This is a genomic window from Campylobacter concisus, from assembly GCF_003048405.1.
GTDB classification, from domain to species: domain Bacteria; phylum Campylobacterota; class Campylobacteria; order Campylobacterales; family Campylobacteraceae; genus Campylobacter_A; species Campylobacter_A concisus_Q.
In genome coordinates this window covers 386,820-403,247 of sequence record NZ_PIQS01000001.1, presented here as the reverse complement: position 1 = coordinate 403,247, position 16,428 = coordinate 386,820, and the positions used below count along the sequence as shown (strand labels likewise).

Below are 16,428 nucleotides of genomic sequence, written 5' to 3'. Positions count from 1 at the left end.
TTGAAATTTTCTCTCAATTTAATATTTCAAAAGGAAAAATGATGAAATTAGCTCAGGCTCTCATTTTAAGAGCCGATACACAAAAACGTTTAGAGCAGCTAAAGGGTAGGTTGCTCGATAATGCAAAAATGCAAGAAAATGAAAGACCTAGCGAAGATCCAAAGCTTCTTTTAAAAGAGCTTGATAGGCTAAGCGATGAGCTATTTAGGCTGATCTTGGCTATAAATTTAACAAACTCGAGTGCAAAATTTGAAAATGTGAGTCTAACTGAAATGATCGCTAAAAAAGATACGCTAAGCCAAAAAGCAAGCGTGCTTAGGGAATTTGCCAAAAGCGCAAGCCAAAAGGTCGATCTTTACTCAAATAGTGAGATAAAAATTTTAAGTAGTGTTGATGTAGCCATGCTTCAAAAGCAAATAGACGAGTTATCCAAAGAGATCAGAGAGCTAGACATGAAGCTACAAGAGGCAAACTGGCAAGTTGATCTTGTAGAGTAAAATTTATGGTGAAAATGTAGCTAAAGGCGAGTAAAAAGAAAAATTTATTAGGCTTGCGGGGAGAGAGCAAAAGCTTAAATTTATCCCAGCAATTTAAAAAATGCATTCTTAAAAATAAATGTTACTACCACTTACTGATTTAGCTACGTTTTGGGTGGGTTTGGGGAAGATTAATCTTTATTATGTAAGATTTCACAAATTTTTAAAAGGAAATTTATGAAACTTGACACATTGATCGTAAAAGGCATTGAAGCTAAGAATAATCCAAATAAAGCTGTCATTCCGCCTGTTTTTTTAGCAAGTACGTTTGTGCAAGATGATCTTGAAAATTTTCAAGAATTTGCATATTCGCGTGGTAGCAACCCAACCAAAAAAGCATTTGATGAAATTTTTGCAAAGGTTGAAGGCAGCAAATACGCTTTTAGTTTTGGCTCAGGCATGGCAGCAACAGCGGCGGCACTTAGCCTTATAAAAACTGGGCAAAAGGTCCTACTAAATAGCAACGTCTATGGTGGCACTTATAGATATGTTACAACTATTTTTGAAAGCCATGGCATAAAGAGCGAATTTATAGACGATCTAAATTTTTTGAGCGAAGATGACATTAGTGACGACGTGGCGGCTATCTTCATCGAAACTCCGTCAAATCCTCTCTTAAGAGTGACAGACATTGCTAGAATTTCAAAGATCGCTCACAAAAAAGGCGCTCTAGTCATCGTGGATAACACATTTTTAACGCCTTATTATCAAAGAGTGCTTGATCATGGAGCTGATATCGTGGTATATAGCGCTACAAAATATATCGGTGGACACGCCGACGTGATCGCTGGTATCGTCACACTAAACGATGATGCTTTGGCTGAGAAGATAAAATTTGCTAAAAATACGCTTGGTGGCATCATAAGCCCGATGGATGCCTACTACCTAATACGTGGGCTTAAAACGCTTAGCGTTAGGTTTGATAGACAAACGCAAAATACTCATAAAATAATCAAATTTTTGCAGAATAATGACGCTGTTAGCGTTGTGCATTTTGCTGGTTCATATAGCGAGCAAGAGGCTAAGATGCAAGCAGCTCAAGCAAGCGACATCGGTGCACTTATCTCATTTGAGCTTGATGAAAAATATGATGTAAATAAATTTGTAAAATCGCTAGAAATTTTTGATCTAGCAGTAAGTCTTGGAGGTGTAGAAAGCCTTATTTGCAGGCCTGCAACTATGACGCATGAGGCATATCCAAAAGAGGTGCTAGATAAGATCGGCATAAAGCAAAACTTGCTTCGTTTAGCAATCGGTATCGAAAACGCTGATGATCTAATAGCAGATCTTGATCAAGCATTTAAAAAAGCAAAAAAATAATAAAGGAGATAGATATGGCAACTACAAAATTTAAAGGTAGTGAGGTAAATTTAAGTGGAAATGAGGTTTTCGTAGGCTCTTATGCGCCTGAAGCAAAAGTCGTAGCGCAAGATCTTAGCGAGTTTAGCGTAGGCGGAAATAATGGCGTAGAAGTACTTGTTTGCCTGCCGTCACTTGATACTGGCGTTTGCGCGGCAGAAGCACGTAAATTTAACGAAAAAGTAGCTGGAAAACATGGTGTAAAACTTAGCATCATCTCAAATGATTTGCCATTTGCGATGGGGAGATTTTGCACGACTGAAGGCATAGCAAATTTACATGTTGGAAGCGACTTTAGATACGGAGAATTTGCTAAAAACTATGGCGTTTTAATGAGCGATGGCCCACTAAAAGGACTACTTGCAAGAGCGGTATTTGTTATCAATGATGGCGTAATAATTCACAAACAAATCGTCCCTGAAGTGACAGAAGAGCCAAACTACGATGCTGTATTTGATGCTATTAAAAGTAGCGGTAGTTGCGGTTGTGGCTGCCATTAAAAAAGACGTTATCTAAGCATCTATTTGATGCTTAGATAATTAATCTTAGTCAAATAGAGATTTTTCAAAAGATTTTACTACAAAGCTTTTTCTATGAAAGCTTGAATAGCCAAACTTGGCAATGGCATCTAGGTGAGCCTTTGTGCCGTATCCTTTGTGCCCAGCAAAGCCATACTTTGAGTAAATTTTATCCCAGCCTTTCATCAAACTATCACGACTAACTTTTGCTAATATGCTAGCAGCGCTTACCCCAGCGACTTTGCTGTCGGCTTTTATCATCGTTGTGATACCAACGCCATAGTCTAAATTTCCATCATAAATAATCTCAAAACCCTCAAAGTGCGCCTTAAAAATTTTGAGCGCTCGTCTTAAGCACTCGCTTAGCCCAAGTTCGTCTATTTGCGCATTTGAGAAGTAGATGATGAGAAAATTTGAGCTTTTTATGATCTCTTTAAAAAGCTCCTCACGCTTTTTTGCGGTTAGTTTTTTGGAGTCGTTTAGGCCTGAAATTTCTTTATTAAGCACGCAGGCCGCTACGCTTAAAGGCCCAGCTAGAGCCCCACGTCCAGCCTCATCTATGCCACAAATTTTTGCCATTAAAGTCCGATTTCATCGCTAAAGTAAGGTCTTAGCTCATCAAGTGGCACGCTAATTTGCTCCTCGTTTAAAAAGGTAAGCCCAAGTGGCGAAAGTACAAAATTTTCACTAACGCCTGCTGTTGCGAGGATTGCTTTTAGATGAGGGTCGTTCATATCTTTAAAAATCTGCTTTAACTTTAGCTTTTTGTTGGTTTTAAGTAAGACGACATCGCAGCTAGTTTTATTATTTTTATAGGTGCAGATGCTTTTTATTTTGTCATTTATATAGTAGATGTTATCTAGGCTTTCAAATTGGTTATTTGGCCATTTTTTACGCTCGCTTTTTAGGTCATAAAGTGTCGAGAGTAATTTATTTTTATTTTTTTTAGCCGATTCTTTGGCAAATATATCGTTAATTATAGCTTCGTATCTCGTGCCATTTGCTTCGATCATTTGGATGCCAATATTTAGCATTTCATACTCTTTTTCTTTTTTGATAGTTGCATTATAGGCTTTGTTTTTAACGATTATTTTGCCCTTTAGCTCACCATTTTCATTTTTAACGTCTAAATTTATCTTATCAGATACAGCATTTAGCGATGAAATTTCACTGCTATTTTGCTCAAGATTACCTTTTTCGTAGTCATATTTTGTACCATCAAAAAAGATATGTCCGCTTATCTTGGCCGGCACTTTAAAGCTCTTACTTTGCTTAAAATTTTCAAATTCATCTTTAAAATAGTTCATACAAACTTCAAATTTTATGCCATTCGCCTCACCAATAAATTTATAAAATTTTGCCCAGTTTTCGTGATTTATCTCATAGCCAAATAGGCTTACTATAAGTATAAAAATCCCAATAAATGCTCTCATATCTGTCCTTCATAGTTTTGTTGATTATAGCTTCTTTACTTTAAGCTTTTAAAACAATAATCAAATAAAGGTTTAAATTTATAAACCTAGACTCCACCTAGAAAATGGCAAAATTTCGCATTTTATGCCCTCAAAGCTAAGCTCAGCTTGGTTTGCGACGCTGATTATCTGAAGCTTACTTACGCCTAGCTCTTTTAAGCTTGCGTGGAGTTTTTTAAATTTTAAAAAGATGATCTCTGGCGCAGAAAACGGCACGCAGATGATCGCGATCTTCCTTTTACTAAGGAAGAAATCAATCTCTTTCGTGTAGTAAATTTCATCTTTAAATTTAAGCAATTCGCAAAAAACAACATTTGCAAAGACGGCCAAAAAGTCCTTTTTTAGATACAAAGCATTACGAAGTGCAAAATTTGTAAAGTAGAGCTTTTTGCTCGTGCTGCTCTCATCTAAATTTGGTACTAATTCTATAAAGCCATTTTCATTAAGGCTGGTTACCGCGTTATAGACACTATCTTTTGAGATTTTCATCTGCTCTTTTAGGTTTTTGTAGATACCAAAAGTACTAAGCACATCGTGGCATTTTGGAGCACATTCTTTTAAAATCGCAATGCTTTGCTCGCTTAAATTTGCTTTTAAGAGCTGCTGTAAGTGCGCTGTGACCTCACTCGAGTCCAAAAAAGCACTTGCTATCTCGTTGCCGTGAGCCAAAAAGTAGCTAAAAAGCAGGTCTTGATCCAAATTTTTCTTAAAAAATAGTATAAATTCCTCGTAATCGAGATAGTTTAAATTTATGCGAGCAAAGCCGTCAATCGTGAGTGAAAATTCCTTGCTTGTAAGGATGATATTTTCAAGTGTTGCGCCCTTTAAAAAGCTTAAATTTATAAGATCAGTGGCTTGTAAATTTTCAACTGCAAGAACCTTTATCTGGGTATTTTTTTCTAAAAATTCTTTTAGATTTGCTAAAAGTAAGGCTCTGTCTATCCTTAGATCGTCTAAATTTACATAAAGTCTCTCCTCGCTTTTATAATGGCTCAAAAACTCATAAACAAGGGCTGTTTTGCCACTTGAAATGGCGCCTATTATAAGCGTCTTTGGCGAGATGATTTCGTATTTTCTGGGGATAAATTTACTTGATTTAAGCGGCTGATTGTAATAAAGCTCTAATTGGTTCATTTTCTCCCCTTTGTAAGATGTATATGTAAATTTTTGTTATACCGTCAATTCCCCCCCCCCTTGTTATAAGCGCGATCTCATCGCTTGTTAGTTCATAAAGCTCAAAAACAAGTTTGTCTATTTTTTTGTCACTTGCCTTGATTTTGTCGTTTAGCGCGTCGATATTTTCTTTAGCTTCTAGCTTTTCATCAAGAGTTAAAGTAGGCATATGCTTCTCGTAAAGCTTGATTTTTTCATTAGCTTTTAAAATTTCATCAACCAAATTTATTATCTCGTTTGATAAATTTTCATTTTGTGGCGTGATTTGTGGGATAGGTAAAATCTCTAAGCGATTTATTTTTATTTCGCCTTCAAGTCCGCCTCCAGCATAGAAAAAGTTGAAAATTTTATAAACAGCTGTTGAATTTAAAAAAGCTAATAAAAATTTTAAATTTTCGCCAGTTATGCAATATGCAGTATTGTCTGGAATATTATTATTTATATCGTAAGCAAATTTTGGGCTTTGCACCATTCTTGCACATAAAATTTTCTCTTTTTCGAATTCTTCATAATAAGCGATGTTATCTTGCGTCTCAAACCATTTATTTGATGTTTTTTTGCGGCATTTTTTACCATTTATGGTTTCGCCACTTTGTGCTATATAAGGCAAGAAATTTTGTAAATATCCCTTAAGACTTGGAAAATTTTCAATATCTATCTTTAACGCCGGAAATGTGCAAATGAGCCATAGCCCAGCCCACTCATAGTCATAACGCTTTATATCTCGACCCCTTAAGATCGGTCTTATGAGCTTTTGTGTCTGTTCTCTTTCTTCTCCAAAGCAGTTATTTAAAATTTTATCACGAGTGCTATCGTCGATGATAAATGCTTCGTTTAGTCCAGTTTTGACACCATAATTGATATTCACACCCCAATCTTTTAATGGCTTTGCGACTTTTTCGATCTTGCTTTTTAGTTCAAATTTGCTGCTATCTAGGAAAGTGAAATTTGTTTCGCTTAGTGTGGATTGTGGTATTTGGATAAATTTTTGTGTTTTTAAATTTATGCTGTTTGAAGCTAGGAAATTAAATTTTGAATTTCCACCGGCTCTTATTTTTTTAAAAATAGTAATCGCGCTATCTATGCTCGCGTCTTCAAAAACTTTAACCCCAGCAAAATCGATAATATGTGTTATTTGCGTATTTTCTAATATAAATTTACGTAAATTTTCACCATAGCTGGCACGGAAAAATTTATTTGAACATATAAAACCTAAAAGCCCATTTTCTTTTAGATGCGTAATGCCAAGCTCATAAAAATAGACAAATAAATCAGCTGTGCCGCTATAAACTTTATATTTTTGTAGAGCTGGCTTTTGCTCTTTTATCGCCTCTTGTCTAACATAGGGAGGATTGCCGATAACGACATCAAATTTAAAGTCAAAAGGAAATTCTAAAAGCGAGTTTACTGCTACTAAATTTTTACTAAGATCTGTTAAAACTCGTCCTTTTGCAGCTGTGCGGAGCCAAAGAGATAGTCTGGCGATCTCGACCGCATCGGCATTTATATCTACACCGTAAAGGTTATTTTCTAAAATAGTGCTTTCTATATCGTAAAGTCCCAAGCCCTCGCCCTCATATACTTTGCGGTAAGTGTCTAATGCGCCATGCTCGCTAATGAGAAATTCTAAAGCTTGGTTTAAAAACGCACCAGAGCCACAAGCTGGATCAAGTATCTTAAGAGATAAGAGCCACTCACGGTAAGCATAAATTTTGTCTTTGATCTCACTTTCTGCTTTGGTTAATTTTTTGGGATTTTTTGGTGCTAGTAACTCATTTAGATCAAGCCCTAGCTCATCTTTTTTGGCTTTACAAAGCGCACCAAGCGAATTCTCAACTATAAATTCTGTTATAAACTCTGGTGTATAAAATATGCCATCTTTTTTGCGTTTGCTCTGTTTGGCATCAAATTCATTACCATTTATTTGTGCATTTAACTCTTCAAGGTCGTTTAGTGAGCTTTCAAAGATATGTCCTAGGATATTTACACCGATGTCGCTTAAAAAGTCATAGTCACTTAAAAACTGCACTTCAAGCACGCTATCGTCTATTTTTAGCGCATCAAGCTCAGTATCTGTGGCAAAAAGCCCGCCATTATAGCGTTTGATATCAAGACGTTCACTGCCTTCATCGATGGCTTTAAAGTAAATTTTGTAAAAGTCATAAAAACTAAGCTCAGTAACTTGGTTTTGAAATTTATCTTTTATCTCGGCTATCGTGCGAAGTCTTAGTAGTCCGCGGTCTTCAGCAAATAGTATAAAGACAAACCTATCACATAGTTTTTGAGTCAGGCTTAAAAGCCTATTTTTATCAATACTAGCATTGTTTTTGCAAATATTTTTAAAAAGAGCAAGTCTAAATGCGCTAAAGTCTTTATAAAATTTATTTGAAATTTCATGCTCGTGAGTGGTAAATTTCTCTTTTAGCTTTAGCGGCAGATCCGTGCTAATGCTCTCAAAGCTAAGCAGCAAATGAAGTCTTTTAAACTCGTCAAAGTTTGCTGTAAAAAGGTCAAATTTTTCAAATGTTGTTTTATTACCGATGTAAAAGCGCAGTTCATTAAAATTTGAAACAACGGCATATTTGGCATTTTCATGTGAGATAAAATAGCGAAAGGCTTGATCTACCGGGCTAAGCTCGCGGTTGGACGGAGTTTTATCAAGATGTTGTGTGGTCTGATCTTTTAGCTCGATCACGCATCTAACTTCGCCATTTATCAGTATCGCCCCGTCTGCCTTTTTGCCGTCAGTTTCGTTCTTTTTCTCACGTTCAAGATTGAAATTTGTAGGATTAGTAGTGTCCAAAGTGTAACCAAGGCAGTTTTCAAAGATATCTTTTAGAAACTGCGTTTGAAATTTCTCTTCTTTGAAGCGCTTAATCTCGCTAGCTTTTGACTGATATATTTGCAAATTTACATAACGCTTTTTAAGCTTTTCTTCGTTTTGGTTCTGAGTTAGTAAGAATTTTGGATTAAAGATCGGCATCTTTTCTCTTTAAAATTTTAATTTCTTGGAATTTTATCTTTTTAAATTTTATATCTTCCTTATTAAAAGGAAATAATTAATCAAAATTCATCAAAAAATAGCGTTTTTCTTGACAACTATAATAGCTTTTTTGTAAAATCGCGTTCTCTTTACGAAAAGACAAGCGTCTTTGCTCGTACGATCGCTTGATCCTATGCGAGTTATTTTGATGTAAAGAGGTCGCGAGTTTGCGACAAGTTCTTTTTAAAGGAAAACACATGGAAAGAATCAGGTTAAAGCTAAAAGCTTACGACCATAGAGTTCTAGACCGCACTGTTGCAGCAATCGTAGAAGCTGTCAAACGAACAGGTGCCGACGTTCGTGGCCCGGTACCAATGCCTACAAAGATCAAACGCTATACAGTCTTAAAATCTCCACACATCAACAAAGACTCACGTGAGCAGTTTGAGATGAGAATACACGCTCGTATGCTTGACATCGTAGCTGCTACTCCAGAAACTGTAGATAGCCTAACAAAACTCGACCTAGCTCCAGAAGTTAATGTCGAAGTTCGTGCGATGAAATAAGCGGACAAAAGGATAAGAGTATGGAATATATTGTAGAAAAAATAGGCATGAGTAGAACGATTGCCACGAAGAGTACGCCAGTTACACTACTTAAGCTAGTTGAGGCTAAAGTATGTGAGATCGACGAAAACAAACGTGCTATCGTAGCGTATGCCCACACTAAAGCAAACAACAAAGCTATCGCTGGTCAGCAAAAGAAATACAATCTGACAGCAGAATTTAACAAATTTGCTACGCTTGAAGTAGCTAATAGCGAAGTTGGAAACCTAGACTTTACACCATTAAATGAGGCTAAAATTTTAAAAGTTAGCTTTAACTCAAAAGGTAGAGGATACCAAGGTGTGGTAAAAAGACATGGTTTCGGTGGTGGTCCAAAAAGCCACGGCTCACGTTTCCACAGACGCCACGGTTCAATTGGTAACTGCGAATGGCCAGGTCGTGTTCAACCAGGTATGAAAATGGCAGGACACATGGGCAATGAGAAAGTTACTGTTAAAAACGAGCTAATAAGCTTTGACGCTCAAAATGGCATCGTAGTTGTAAAAGGTTGCGTTCCTGGTCACAATGGTGCAATGGGTAAAATAAGGATTGTAAAATGAGTAAAATTCACGTATTAAACGATAAATTTGAAAATTCAGGCGAGTTAGAGCTTCCTGCAAGCTACGCTGAAGTAAATCCGCACAACCTATATCTTTATGTAAAATCTTACCTTGCTGGTATAAGAGCAAATTCGGCTCATACTAAAAGCCGTGCTTTTGTAAGCGGTGGTGGTAAAAAACCATGGAGACAAAAAGGACGTGGTGGTGCAAGAGCAGGTTCAACTAGAACTAACGTTTGGGTAGGCGGTGCAGTTGCATTTGGTCCAACAAACGAGAAAAACTATTTTCAAAAAGTCAATAAAAAACAAAAAAGACTAGCTCTTGAGTACGCTTTGGCAGTAAAAGCACAAGATGGTAAAATTTTCGCAGTAGATAGCATCTCAATCGAGTCTGGAAAGACAAAAGATGCAGCCAATATCATCAAAAATTTAAAAGTAAAAGATGCGCTTATCGTTAAAGATTTACTAGACGATAAAACACTACTTGCTTTTAGAAATTTAGCAAACTGCTATGTAGTAGATGCAAATGAGGTAAATGCTTATCTTGTCTCTACATTTAGTTCGGTTATCATTGAAAAAGCTGCACTAAAAACTATAACAAAAGAGGGCTAAAATGGCGGATATAACTGATATCAAAACAATTATTTATACAGAAAAAACTCTAGGCCTTCAAGAACAAGGCGTTGTTGTTATCCAAACTTCACCAAGAGTTACAAAAAACAGCTTAAAAGCGGTTTTACAAGAGTATTTTGGAGTAACGCCTGTTCGCGTAAATTCACTTAGAATTAGCGGCAAGGTTAAGCGTTTTAGAGGAAGAGTAGGCCAGCGTGACGAAATTAAGAAATTTTACGTTAAGTTGCCTGAAGGCGTAAGCCTAGAAAGTACGGAGGCGTAAGATGGCTATAAAATCATATAAACCATATACACCTAGTCGTAGATATATGACTGGACTAAGCTCTGAAGATATAACAGCTAAACCAAGCGTTAGAAGCTTGCTTGTTAAACTACCTGCATCTGGCGGTAGAAATAACAATGGTCGTATAACTTCAAGACATAAAGAAGCAGGTGCAAAAAAACTTTATCGTATCATCGACTTTAAACGTCGCAAATTTGGTATAGAAGGTAAAGTTGAAGCGATCGAGTACGATCCAAACAGAAACTGCCGTATCGCTCTTATAGCTTACAAAGATGGTGAAAAGCGCTATATCATTAGACCAAATGGCCTAAATGTTGGCGATGTTATCGCATCTATCGATGAGGGCTCACTGGATATTAAACCAGGTAACGCTATGAAATTAAGATTTATCCCAGTAGGTACTATCGTTCATAACGTAGAGCTAAAACCTGGCAAAGGCGCTCAGATAGCTCGTTCAGCTGGCGGTTATGCTCAGCTAATGGGTAAAGAAGAGAAGTATGTTATCTTAAGAATGCCAAGTGGCGAGATGAGACAAGTACTAGCCGAGTGTATGGCAAGTATCGGTGTAGTTGGTAACGAAGACTGGGCTAACATCACTATCGGTAAAGCTGGACGTAATCGCCACCGCGGTATCCGCCCACAAACACGTGGTTCTGCTATGAACCCAGTTGATCACCCACACGGTGGTGGTGAAGGTAAGAAAAATTCAGGCCGTCACCCAGTTACTCCATGGGGTAAACCAACCAAAGGTGCTAAGACTCGCCGTAAAAAAGCTAGCGATAAGCTTATAATTTCAAGAAGGAAAGGAAAATAGAGATGGCAAGATCACTCAAAAAAGGTCCTTTCGTAGATGATCATGTAATGAAAAAAGTTATTGCCGCAAAAAATGCAAACGATAACAAACCAATCAAGACTTGGTCAAGACGTAGCACGATTGTACCTGAAATGATTGGACTAACATTTAACGTTCACAATGGCAAGAGCTTTATTCCTGTATATGTTACAGAAAATCATATAGGCTATAAACTTGGCGAATTTGCTCCAACACGCACATTTAAGGGTCATAAAGGCTCAGTGCAAAAGAAAATCGGCAAGTAAGGGGAGATAATATGAGTAAAGCAATTATAAAATTCGTAAGACTTTCTCCTACAAAAGCAAGACTTATAGCAAGAGAAGTTCAAGGTATGAATGCCGAGCTAGCACTTGCAAGCTTGCAATTTATGCCAAATCGTGGTGCTAAATTTATAGCAAACGCTATTAGCTCAGCAGTAGCAAATGGCGGATTTGAGCCAGAAGAGGTTGTAGTAACTAGTTGCCGCGTTGACGCTGGTCCTGTATTAAAGAGATTTAGACCAAGAGCAAGAGGAACAGCGAGCAAAATTCGCAAACCTACTTCTCATGTAATGGTAGAAGTATCTAAACCTGAAAAGAAGGAAGCATAATATGGGACAAAAAGTAAATCCAATAGGTCTTAGACTAGGAATTAACCGCAACTGGGAATCTAGATGGTTTCCAACCAAGCAAAGTCTTCCTGAAAATATCGGTGAAGATTACAAAATTCGTGCATTTTTAAAGAAAAAACTTTACTATGCAGGAATTAGCCAAATTCTAATTGAAAGAACGGCTAAAAAACTTCGTGTAACCGTAGTTGCAGCTCGTCCTGGTATCATCATCGGCAAAAAAGGTCAAGATGTTGAAAATCTAAAGAACGAAGTTAGCAAGCTTATCGGCAAAGAAGTAAATGTAAATATCAAAGAAGAAAGAAAAGCTCAAGCTTCAGCTCAACTTGCTGCTGAAAACGTAGCTATGCAACTTGAAAAGCGTGTCGCATTTAGACGTGCTATGAAAAAAGTTATCCAAGGTGCTCAAAAATCAGGTGCTAAAGGTATCAAAATTTCAGTTGCTGGTCGTTTAGGTGGCGCTGAGATGGCAAGAACCGAGTGGTATCTAGAAGGTCGCGTTCCGCTTCATACTCTTAGAGCGAAGATCGATTACGGTGTAGCTGAGGCTCATACGACTTATGGAAACATAGGTATTAAAGTATGGATTTTTAAAGGTGAGGTTCTTCAAAAAGGTGTTCAACCTGAGAAAACTGAAGAAGAGGCACCTAAGAAAACACGTAGAGCAAGAAGAGGTAAATAATTATGTTGATGCCTAAAAGAACGAAATTTCGTAAGCAAATGAAAGGTCGCAACCGTGGTTATGCGACTCGTGGAGCATCTTTAGCAACTGGCGAATTTGCACTTAAGGCTGTTGAAGCTGGTAGAATAAATTCACGCCAAATAGAAGCTGCTCGTCAAGCTCTAACTCGTCACGTAAAAAGACAGGCTAAAATTTGGATTAGGGTTTTCCCTGATAAGCCACTTACTAAAAAACCTCTACAAACTCGTATGGGTAAAGGTAAGGCTGGAGTTGAAGAGTGGGTTATGAATATCAAACCTGGTCGTATAATATTTGAAATGGCTGGTGTTAGCGAAGAGTTGGCTCGTGAAGCTCTAACTTTAGCTTTACACAAACTTCCTTTCAAATCAAAATTTGTAACGCGAGAGAGTGAAAATGAAATATACTGAGTTAAAAGATAAGAGCGTTGCAGAATTAAACGCGTTGCTAAAAGAGAAAAAGGTGCTTTTATTTACTTTAAGACAAAAGCTAAAAACTATGCAGTTAAGCAACCCTAATGAGATTAGTGCTGTTCGCAAAGAGATAGCTCAGATCAACACTGCAATTAGTGCAACAAGACAAGGGGCGTAAAATGGCATTAAAAAGAGAAATTCAAGGTGTTGTTTTACAAAAAGCTGGAGATAAAACAGCTACTATTTTGGTAGAAAGACGCGTTATGCACCCAAGATACCATAAATTTGTAAAACGCTTTAAAAAGTATTTAGTTCACGATGAGAAAAATGAGACAAGAGCAGGCGATACAGTTGTTGCGATCGAGTGCAGACCACTTTCAGCTCGCAAGAATTTTCGCTTAAAAGCTGTATTGGCAAAGGGAGTTGAGTAATGATTCAAAGTTTTACAAGACTTGCAGTTGCTGATAATAGTGGTGCAAAAGAGTTAATGTGTATAAAAGTTCTTGGTGGCAGCAAAAGAAGATACGCTACACTTGGCGATATCATAGTTTGCTCTGTTAAAAAAGCTCTTCCAAATGGTAAGATCAAAAAAGGACAGGTTGTAAAAGCTGTTGTTGTAAGAACTAAAAAAGAGGTTCAAAGAGATAATGGTTCGCTAATCCGCTTTGATGAGAATGCAGCTGTTATACTTGATAGCAAAAAAGAGCCAGTCGGCACTCGTATTTTTGGACCAGTTGGACGTGAAGTTAGATATGCTAACTTTATGAAGATTGTTTCGCTAGCTCCGGAGGTTTTATAATGGCTAATGTAAAATTTAAAGTCAAAAAAGGCGATACTGTTAAGATCATCGCTGGTGACGATAAAGGCAAAACTGGCAAAATTTTAGCAGTTCTTGCAAAAAAAGGTCAGGTTATAGTTGAGGGATGCAAAGTAGCTAAAAAAGCTATCAAGCCAAGCGAAAAAACTCCAAATGGTGGTCACGTAAATAAAGAGATGCCAATTGACATATCAAACGTCGCGAAAGTTGAAGGATAAGAGATATGAGTAGATTAAAAGATAAATTTAACGAAACTATCAAGCCAGCTCTCGTAAAAGAATTTGACATCAAAAATCCAATGCTTATCCCTGCACTCGAGAAAATTGTGATCAGTGTAGGCGCTGGAGACTCTGCTAAAGATCAGAAAGTGCTTCAAAATATGGCTGATACCATTTCACTTATCGCTGGACAAAAAGCGGTTATAACTGATGCTAAAAAATCAGTTGCTGGCTTTAAAGTTCGCGAGGGTTTTCCTGTTGGTATCAAAGTAACTTTGAGAAAAGAGCAAATGTATGCTTTCTTAGATAAGCTGATCAGCGTTGCTCTTCCAAGAGTTAAAGACTTCCGTGGTCTTCCAAAAAATGGCTTTGATGGACGTGGAAACTATAACTTCGGTCTTACCGAGCAGCTAATGTTTCCAGAGGTTGAGTATGATAAAATTTTACGAACTCATGGTATGAATATTACGATTGCTACTACGGCTAAAAACGATAAAGAGGCATTCAAATTGCTAGAGCTATTTGGTGTGCCGTTTGCAAAAGGAAAGTAAAATGGCAAAGAAATCAATGATAGCAAAAGCTGCACGCAAGCCAAAATTTGCGGTTCGCGGCTATACTAGATGCCAAATTTGCGGTCGTCCGCACTCTGTTTATAAAGATTTTGGAATTTGCCGTGTTTGCCTAAGAAAAATGGCTAACGAAGGCCTGATACCTGGTCTTAAAAAAGCAAGTTGGTAAGGAAGAGAAATGTTAAACGATTTAATATCAGATGGATTAACACGCATTAGAAATGCAAGTATGAGAAAGCTTGAAACTGCGAAATTGCTTCATTCTAAGGTTGTTGAGGCTACTCTTTCTATCCTTGCAGCAAAAGGCTATGTGGAGAGCTACAACGTTATCGAAGAAGGTAACAAGAAATTTATAAATGTAGTTTTAAAGTATGATGAGTACGGTAGAAGCGTTATAAACGAGCTTAAAAGGGTTTCAAAACCTGGTCGCCGTGTCTATCAAGGCAAAGACGACATTAAGCGTTTTAAAAATGGTTACGGAACAGTTATTGTTAGCACAAGCAAAGGCGTTATGAGCGGTATTGAAGCAAGTAAAGCTGGCGTTGGCGGCGAAGTTCTTTGCACGGTTTGGTAATAAACTGCATTAAAAACGCTATTTTAGCCCTATAAAGGTAAGATTAAATTTTTAGCTTGGTAAAATTTTAGATTTTGCCAAAGCTAAATTTAGAAATTCAAATGAAGGTTTCGTCAAATCTGACGATAAAATTTACGGCATTGTGGTGTTTATTCGTAAATGTAGGAACACCCTAGACAAGTAAAGGAAAAAAATGTCACGTATTGGAAAACAGCCTATCGCTATCCCAAGTGGTGTAGACGTTAGCGTTGAAAATAATGTCCTAAAATTTAAAAAGGGCAATCATATAAAAGAGCTTGACACAAAAGGTCATGTTGATGTCAAGATAGAAAATGGTCATATAGTTTTTGCTCCAAAGGGCGAAGATCGCCAAAGTAGAGCTTACTGGGGAACATATAGAGCACTTGCTAATAATATCGTAACTGGTATCACTGCGGGATTCACTCGCCAGCTTGAGATCAACGGCGTTGGTTATAAAGCAGCTGCAAAAGGTAAAATTCTAGAGCTTTCTCTTGGTTTTTCACACCTTATCAACTATGAGCTACCAGCAGGCGTTGAAGCTAGTGTTGAGAAAAACGTTATTACTATCAAAGGCGATGACAAACAAGTAGTAGGTCAAGTGGCTGCTCAAGTTAGAGGATTTAGACCACCTGAGCCATACAAAGGCAAAGGCGTTAAATATCTAGAAGAACGCATCATCCGCAAAGCGGGCAAGACATCTAAGAAGTAAGGAGCGGTAAATGACAGCAAAAGTACTAAAAAGAAAAATCGCTCTTAGAATTAAGAGAAAAAGAAGAATCAGAGGTAAAATTTCTGGTGTTGCAACTTGTCCAAGAGTTTCTATTTTCAAATCAAACAGAACTCTTTATGTTCAAGCAATTGATGACGTTACAGCTACTACACTAGCTGCGGTTGATGGCAGAAAGATAGGCATAAAAGCAAATAAAGAAGGTGCGGTCACTTTAGCTAAAGAATTTGCTAAGGCTTTAAAAGCTAAGAAGATAGATGTTGCAGTTTTTGATAGAAATGGTTATTTGTATCATGGCGTTATCGCAGCATTTGCTGAAGCTTTAAGAGAAAATGGCATCAAGCTATAACCCAAAGGAAAATCGATGGAAAAATATAATAGAGAAGAATTTGAAGAAGTAATCGTCGATATCGGTCGGGTTACAAAGGTTGTTAAAGGTGGCCGTAGATTTAGATTTACAGCTTTAGTTGTTGTTGGTAATAGAAATGGTCTAGTTGGCTTTGGTTATGGTAAAGCTAAAGAGGTACCAGATGCGATGAGAAAAGCGATTGACGACGCATTTAAAAATATTATCCACGTTAAGATCAAAGGCACAACTATCCCTCATGATGTAGAGGTAAAATATAACGCAAGTAGAATGCTACTTCGCCCAGCTAGCGAGGGTACTGGTGTTATCGCTGGTGGTAGTGCACGTCCTATTATCGAGCTTGCAGGTATTAAGGATATCCTTACTAAATCACTTGGCTCAAATAACTCAGCAAATGTCGTTCGTGCTACTATAAAAGCACTTAGTTTGCTAAAAAGCTAA

At 37.4% G+C, this 16,428-nt stretch carries 26 protein-coding genes; 22 read left to right on the top strand and 4 right to left on the bottom strand.

Annotation, left to right across the window (positions count from 1 at the left end; all coding sequences use genetic code 11):
* Positions 1-41: 41 nt before the first annotated feature.
* The 3 genes from CVT18_RS02245 to tpx all read left to right on the top strand — a co-directional run bounded on the left by CVT18_RS02245 (position 42) and on the right by tpx (position 2,395).
* Positions 42-497 carry a DIP1984 family protein gene (locus tag CVT18_RS02245; RefSeq protein ID WP_103628658.1) on the top strand — a complete coding sequence of 152 codons (456 nt, stop codon included), beginning with the start codon at positions 42-44 and terminating at the stop codon, positions 495-497.
* A 216-nt stretch (positions 498-713) separates the two neighbouring features.
* Complete coding sequence (locus tag CVT18_RS02240) at positions 714-1,856, top strand: trans-sulfuration enzyme family protein (protein ID WP_103628657.1); 1,143 nt, start codon at positions 714-716, stop codon at positions 1,854-1,856.
* Between the two features lie 14 nt (positions 1,857-1,870).
* Positions 1,871-2,395, top strand: coding sequence for a thiol peroxidase (gene tpx, locus CVT18_RS02235; protein ID WP_084109897.1), 525 nt, complete (start codon positions 1,871-1,873; stop codon positions 2,393-2,395).
* A 45-nt stretch (positions 2,396-2,440) separates the two neighbouring features.
* Here tpx and CVT18_RS02230 read toward each other — a convergent pair whose 3' ends face one another.
* The 4 genes from CVT18_RS02230 to CVT18_RS02215 all read right to left on the bottom strand — a co-directional run bounded on the left by CVT18_RS02230 (position 2,441) and on the right by CVT18_RS02215 (position 8,041).
* Positions 2,441-2,992: a ribonuclease HII gene (locus tag CVT18_RS02230; RefSeq protein ID WP_107824188.1), complete on the bottom strand. Its 552-nt coding sequence runs from the start codon at positions 2,990-2,992 to the stop codon at positions 2,441-2,443.
* Positions 2,992-3,846 (bottom strand): S-adenosylmethionine tRNA ribosyltransferase, encoded by an 855-nt coding sequence (locus tag CVT18_RS02225; RefSeq protein WP_107824187.1) that lies wholly within the window; start codon positions 3,844-3,846, stop codon positions 2,992-2,994. Before CVT18_RS02225 ends, CVT18_RS02230 begins: the two co-directional genes overlap by 1 nt.
* Positions 3,847-3,924: 78 nt before the next feature.
* Complete coding sequence (locus CVT18_RS02220; protein ID WP_107824186.1) at positions 3,925-5,019, bottom strand: ATP-binding protein; 1,095 nt, start codon at positions 5,017-5,019, stop codon at positions 3,925-3,927.
* The gene (locus CVT18_RS02215; RefSeq protein WP_107824185.1) at positions 4,982-8,041 is read right to left on the bottom strand and encodes an Eco57I restriction-modification methylase domain-containing protein; all 3,060 of its coding nucleotides are present in this window, start codon (positions 8,039-8,041) and stop codon (positions 4,982-4,984) included. Before CVT18_RS02215 ends, CVT18_RS02220 begins: the two co-directional genes overlap by 38 nt.
* 257 nt (positions 8,042-8,298) lie before the next feature.
* Between CVT18_RS02215 and rpsJ the strand changes: the two genes are divergently transcribed.
* The 19 genes from rpsJ to rpsE all read left to right on the top strand — a co-directional run bounded on the left by rpsJ (position 8,299) and on the right by rpsE (position 16,428).
* Positions 8,299-8,607, top strand: a complete 309-nt coding sequence (gene rpsJ / locus CVT18_RS02210; RefSeq protein ID WP_009295257.1) for a 30S ribosomal protein S10 — start codon at positions 8,299-8,301, stop codon at positions 8,605-8,607.
* Between the two features lie 20 nt (positions 8,608-8,627).
* Positions 8,628-9,206 carry a 50S ribosomal protein L3 gene (gene rplC / locus CVT18_RS02205; RefSeq protein ID WP_002941563.1) on the top strand — a complete coding sequence of 193 codons (579 nt, stop codon included), beginning with the start codon at positions 8,628-8,630 and terminating at the stop codon, positions 9,204-9,206.
* Positions 9,203-9,817, top strand: a complete 615-nt coding sequence (gene rplD, locus CVT18_RS02200) for a 50S ribosomal protein L4 (protein WP_012140561.1) — start codon at positions 9,203-9,205, stop codon at positions 9,815-9,817. Before rplC ends, rplD begins: the two co-directional genes overlap by 4 nt.
* 1 nt (position 9,818) lies before the next feature.
* On the top strand, positions 9,819-10,100 hold the full coding sequence (locus CVT18_RS02195; protein WP_103628652.1) for a 50S ribosomal protein L23: 282 nt from the start codon (positions 9,819-9,821) through the stop codon (positions 10,098-10,100).
* A gap of 1 nt (position 10,101) precedes the next feature.
* Positions 10,102-10,935: a 50S ribosomal protein L2 gene (gene rplB, locus CVT18_RS02190; protein WP_103599323.1), complete on the top strand. Its 834-nt coding sequence runs from the start codon at positions 10,102-10,104 to the stop codon at positions 10,933-10,935.
* A 2-nt stretch (positions 10,936-10,937) separates the two neighbouring features.
* Positions 10,938-11,219, top strand: a complete 282-nt coding sequence (gene rpsS, locus CVT18_RS02185; protein WP_002941639.1) for a 30S ribosomal protein S19 — start codon at positions 10,938-10,940, stop codon at positions 11,217-11,219.
* An 11-nt stretch (positions 11,220-11,230) separates the two neighbouring features.
* On the top strand, positions 11,231-11,563 hold the full coding sequence (gene rplV, locus CVT18_RS02180; protein WP_009295259.1) for a 50S ribosomal protein L22: 333 nt from the start codon (positions 11,231-11,233) through the stop codon (positions 11,561-11,563).
* Between the two features lies 1 nt (position 11,564).
* The gene (rpsC, locus tag CVT18_RS02175) at positions 11,565-12,263 is read left to right on the top strand and encodes a 30S ribosomal protein S3 (protein WP_002941650.1); all 699 of its coding nucleotides are present in this window, start codon (positions 11,565-11,567) and stop codon (positions 12,261-12,263) included.
* 2 nt (positions 12,264-12,265) lie between these two features.
* Complete coding sequence (gene rplP / locus CVT18_RS02170) at positions 12,266-12,691, top strand: 50S ribosomal protein L16 (protein WP_021091116.1); 426 nt, start codon at positions 12,266-12,268, stop codon at positions 12,689-12,691.
* Complete coding sequence (gene rpmC / locus CVT18_RS02165) at positions 12,678-12,872, top strand: 50S ribosomal protein L29 (protein WP_002941625.1); 195 nt, start codon at positions 12,678-12,680, stop codon at positions 12,870-12,872. Before rplP ends, rpmC begins: the two co-directional genes overlap by 14 nt.
* A gap of 1 nt (position 12,873) precedes the next feature.
* Positions 12,874-13,125: a 30S ribosomal protein S17 gene (gene rpsQ / locus CVT18_RS02160; RefSeq protein WP_021091107.1), complete on the top strand. Its 252-nt coding sequence runs from the start codon at positions 12,874-12,876 to the stop codon at positions 13,123-13,125.
* Positions 13,125-13,493, top strand: a complete 369-nt coding sequence (rplN, locus tag CVT18_RS02155; protein WP_021091075.1) for a 50S ribosomal protein L14 — start codon at positions 13,125-13,127, stop codon at positions 13,491-13,493. Before rpsQ ends, rplN begins: the two co-directional genes overlap by 1 nt.
* Entirely contained in the window at positions 13,493-13,729 is a 237-nt protein-coding gene (rplX, locus tag CVT18_RS02150) for a 50S ribosomal protein L24 (protein WP_009295260.1), read from the top strand. The genes rplN and rplX overlap by 1 nt, the downstream gene beginning before the upstream one ends.
* Before the next feature lie 5 nt (positions 13,730-13,734).
* Positions 13,735-14,280 (top strand): 50S ribosomal protein L5, encoded by a 546-nt coding sequence (gene rplE / locus CVT18_RS02145; RefSeq protein WP_103628651.1) that lies wholly within the window; start codon positions 13,735-13,737, stop codon positions 14,278-14,280.
* A gap of 1 nt (position 14,281) precedes the next feature.
* Positions 14,282-14,467: a type Z 30S ribosomal protein S14 gene (locus CVT18_RS02140; RefSeq protein ID WP_002941532.1), complete on the top strand. Its 186-nt coding sequence runs from the start codon at positions 14,282-14,284 to the stop codon at positions 14,465-14,467.
* A 9-nt stretch (positions 14,468-14,476) separates the two neighbouring features.
* Positions 14,477-14,872 carry a 30S ribosomal protein S8 gene (gene rpsH / locus CVT18_RS02135; protein WP_021091129.1) on the top strand — a complete coding sequence of 132 codons (396 nt, stop codon included), beginning with the start codon at positions 14,477-14,479 and terminating at the stop codon, positions 14,870-14,872.
* Between the two features lie 193 nt (positions 14,873-15,065).
* Positions 15,066-15,602, top strand: coding sequence for a 50S ribosomal protein L6 (gene rplF, locus CVT18_RS02130; RefSeq protein WP_021091127.1), 537 nt, complete (start codon positions 15,066-15,068; stop codon positions 15,600-15,602).
* 10 nt (positions 15,603-15,612) lie between these two features.
* Positions 15,613-15,969: a 50S ribosomal protein L18 gene (gene rplR / locus CVT18_RS02125; RefSeq protein WP_021091120.1), complete on the top strand. Its 357-nt coding sequence runs from the start codon at positions 15,613-15,615 to the stop codon at positions 15,967-15,969.
* 15 nt (positions 15,970-15,984) lie between these two features.
* Entirely contained in the window at positions 15,985-16,428 is a 444-nt protein-coding gene (gene rpsE / locus CVT18_RS02120; protein ID WP_002941646.1) for a 30S ribosomal protein S5, read from the top strand.

Excerpts from the sequence above, each read along its gene's own strand:
- CVT18_RS02245 (WP_103628658.1), top strand. The coding sequence starts at position 42 with ATGAAATTAGCTCAGGCTCTCATTTTAAGAGCCGATACACAAAAACGT.
- CVT18_RS02240 (WP_103628657.1), top strand. The coding sequence starts at position 714 with ATGAAACTTGACACATTGATCGTAAAAGGCATTGAAGCTAAGAATAAT.
- tpx (WP_084109897.1), top strand. The coding sequence starts at position 1,871 with ATGGCAACTACAAAATTTAAAGGTAGTGAGGTAAATTTAAGTGGAAAT.
- CVT18_RS02230 (WP_107824188.1), bottom strand. The coding sequence starts at position 2,992 with ATGGCAAAAATTTGTGGCATAGATGAGGCTGGACGTGGGGCTCTAGCT.
- CVT18_RS02225 (WP_107824187.1), bottom strand. The coding sequence starts at position 3,846 with ATGAGAGCATTTATTGGGATTTTTATACTTATAGTAAGCCTATTTGGC.
- CVT18_RS02220 (WP_107824186.1), bottom strand. The coding sequence starts at position 5,019 with ATGAACCAATTAGAGCTTTATTACAATCAGCCGCTTAAATCAAGTAAA.
- CVT18_RS02215 (WP_107824185.1), bottom strand. The coding sequence starts at position 8,041 with ATGCCGATCTTTAATCCAAAATTCTTACTAACTCAGAACCAAAACGAA.
- rpsJ (WP_009295257.1), top strand. The coding sequence starts at position 8,299 with ATGGAAAGAATCAGGTTAAAGCTAAAAGCTTACGACCATAGAGTTCTA.
- rplC (WP_002941563.1), top strand. The coding sequence starts at position 8,628 with ATGGAATATATTGTAGAAAAAATAGGCATGAGTAGAACGATTGCCACG.
- rplD (WP_012140561.1), top strand. The coding sequence starts at position 9,203 with ATGAGTAAAATTCACGTATTAAACGATAAATTTGAAAATTCAGGCGAG.
- CVT18_RS02195 (WP_103628652.1), top strand. The coding sequence starts at position 9,819 with ATGGCGGATATAACTGATATCAAAACAATTATTTATACAGAAAAAACT.
- rplB (WP_103599323.1), top strand. The coding sequence starts at position 10,102 with ATGGCTATAAAATCATATAAACCATATACACCTAGTCGTAGATATATG.
- rpsS (WP_002941639.1), top strand. The coding sequence starts at position 10,938 with ATGGCAAGATCACTCAAAAAAGGTCCTTTCGTAGATGATCATGTAATG.
- rplV (WP_009295259.1), top strand. The coding sequence starts at position 11,231 with ATGAGTAAAGCAATTATAAAATTCGTAAGACTTTCTCCTACAAAAGCA.
- rpsC (WP_002941650.1), top strand. The coding sequence starts at position 11,565 with ATGGGACAAAAAGTAAATCCAATAGGTCTTAGACTAGGAATTAACCGC.
- rplP (WP_021091116.1), top strand. The coding sequence starts at position 12,266 with ATGTTGATGCCTAAAAGAACGAAATTTCGTAAGCAAATGAAAGGTCGC.
- rpmC (WP_002941625.1), top strand. The coding sequence starts at position 12,678 with ATGAAATATACTGAGTTAAAAGATAAGAGCGTTGCAGAATTAAACGCG.
- rpsQ (WP_021091107.1), top strand. The coding sequence starts at position 12,874 with ATGGCATTAAAAAGAGAAATTCAAGGTGTTGTTTTACAAAAAGCTGGA.
- rplN (WP_021091075.1), top strand. The coding sequence starts at position 13,125 with ATGATTCAAAGTTTTACAAGACTTGCAGTTGCTGATAATAGTGGTGCA.
- rplX (WP_009295260.1), top strand. The coding sequence starts at position 13,493 with ATGGCTAATGTAAAATTTAAAGTCAAAAAAGGCGATACTGTTAAGATC.
- rplE (WP_103628651.1), top strand. The coding sequence starts at position 13,735 with ATGAGTAGATTAAAAGATAAATTTAACGAAACTATCAAGCCAGCTCTC.
- CVT18_RS02140 (WP_002941532.1), top strand. The coding sequence starts at position 14,282 with ATGGCAAAGAAATCAATGATAGCAAAAGCTGCACGCAAGCCAAAATTT.
- rpsH (WP_021091129.1), top strand. The coding sequence starts at position 14,477 with ATGTTAAACGATTTAATATCAGATGGATTAACACGCATTAGAAATGCA.
- rplF (WP_021091127.1), top strand. The coding sequence starts at position 15,066 with ATGTCACGTATTGGAAAACAGCCTATCGCTATCCCAAGTGGTGTAGAC.
- rplR (WP_021091120.1), top strand. The coding sequence starts at position 15,613 with ATGACAGCAAAAGTACTAAAAAGAAAAATCGCTCTTAGAATTAAGAGA.
- rpsE (WP_002941646.1), top strand. The coding sequence starts at position 15,985 with ATGGAAAAATATAATAGAGAAGAATTTGAAGAAGTAATCGTCGATATC.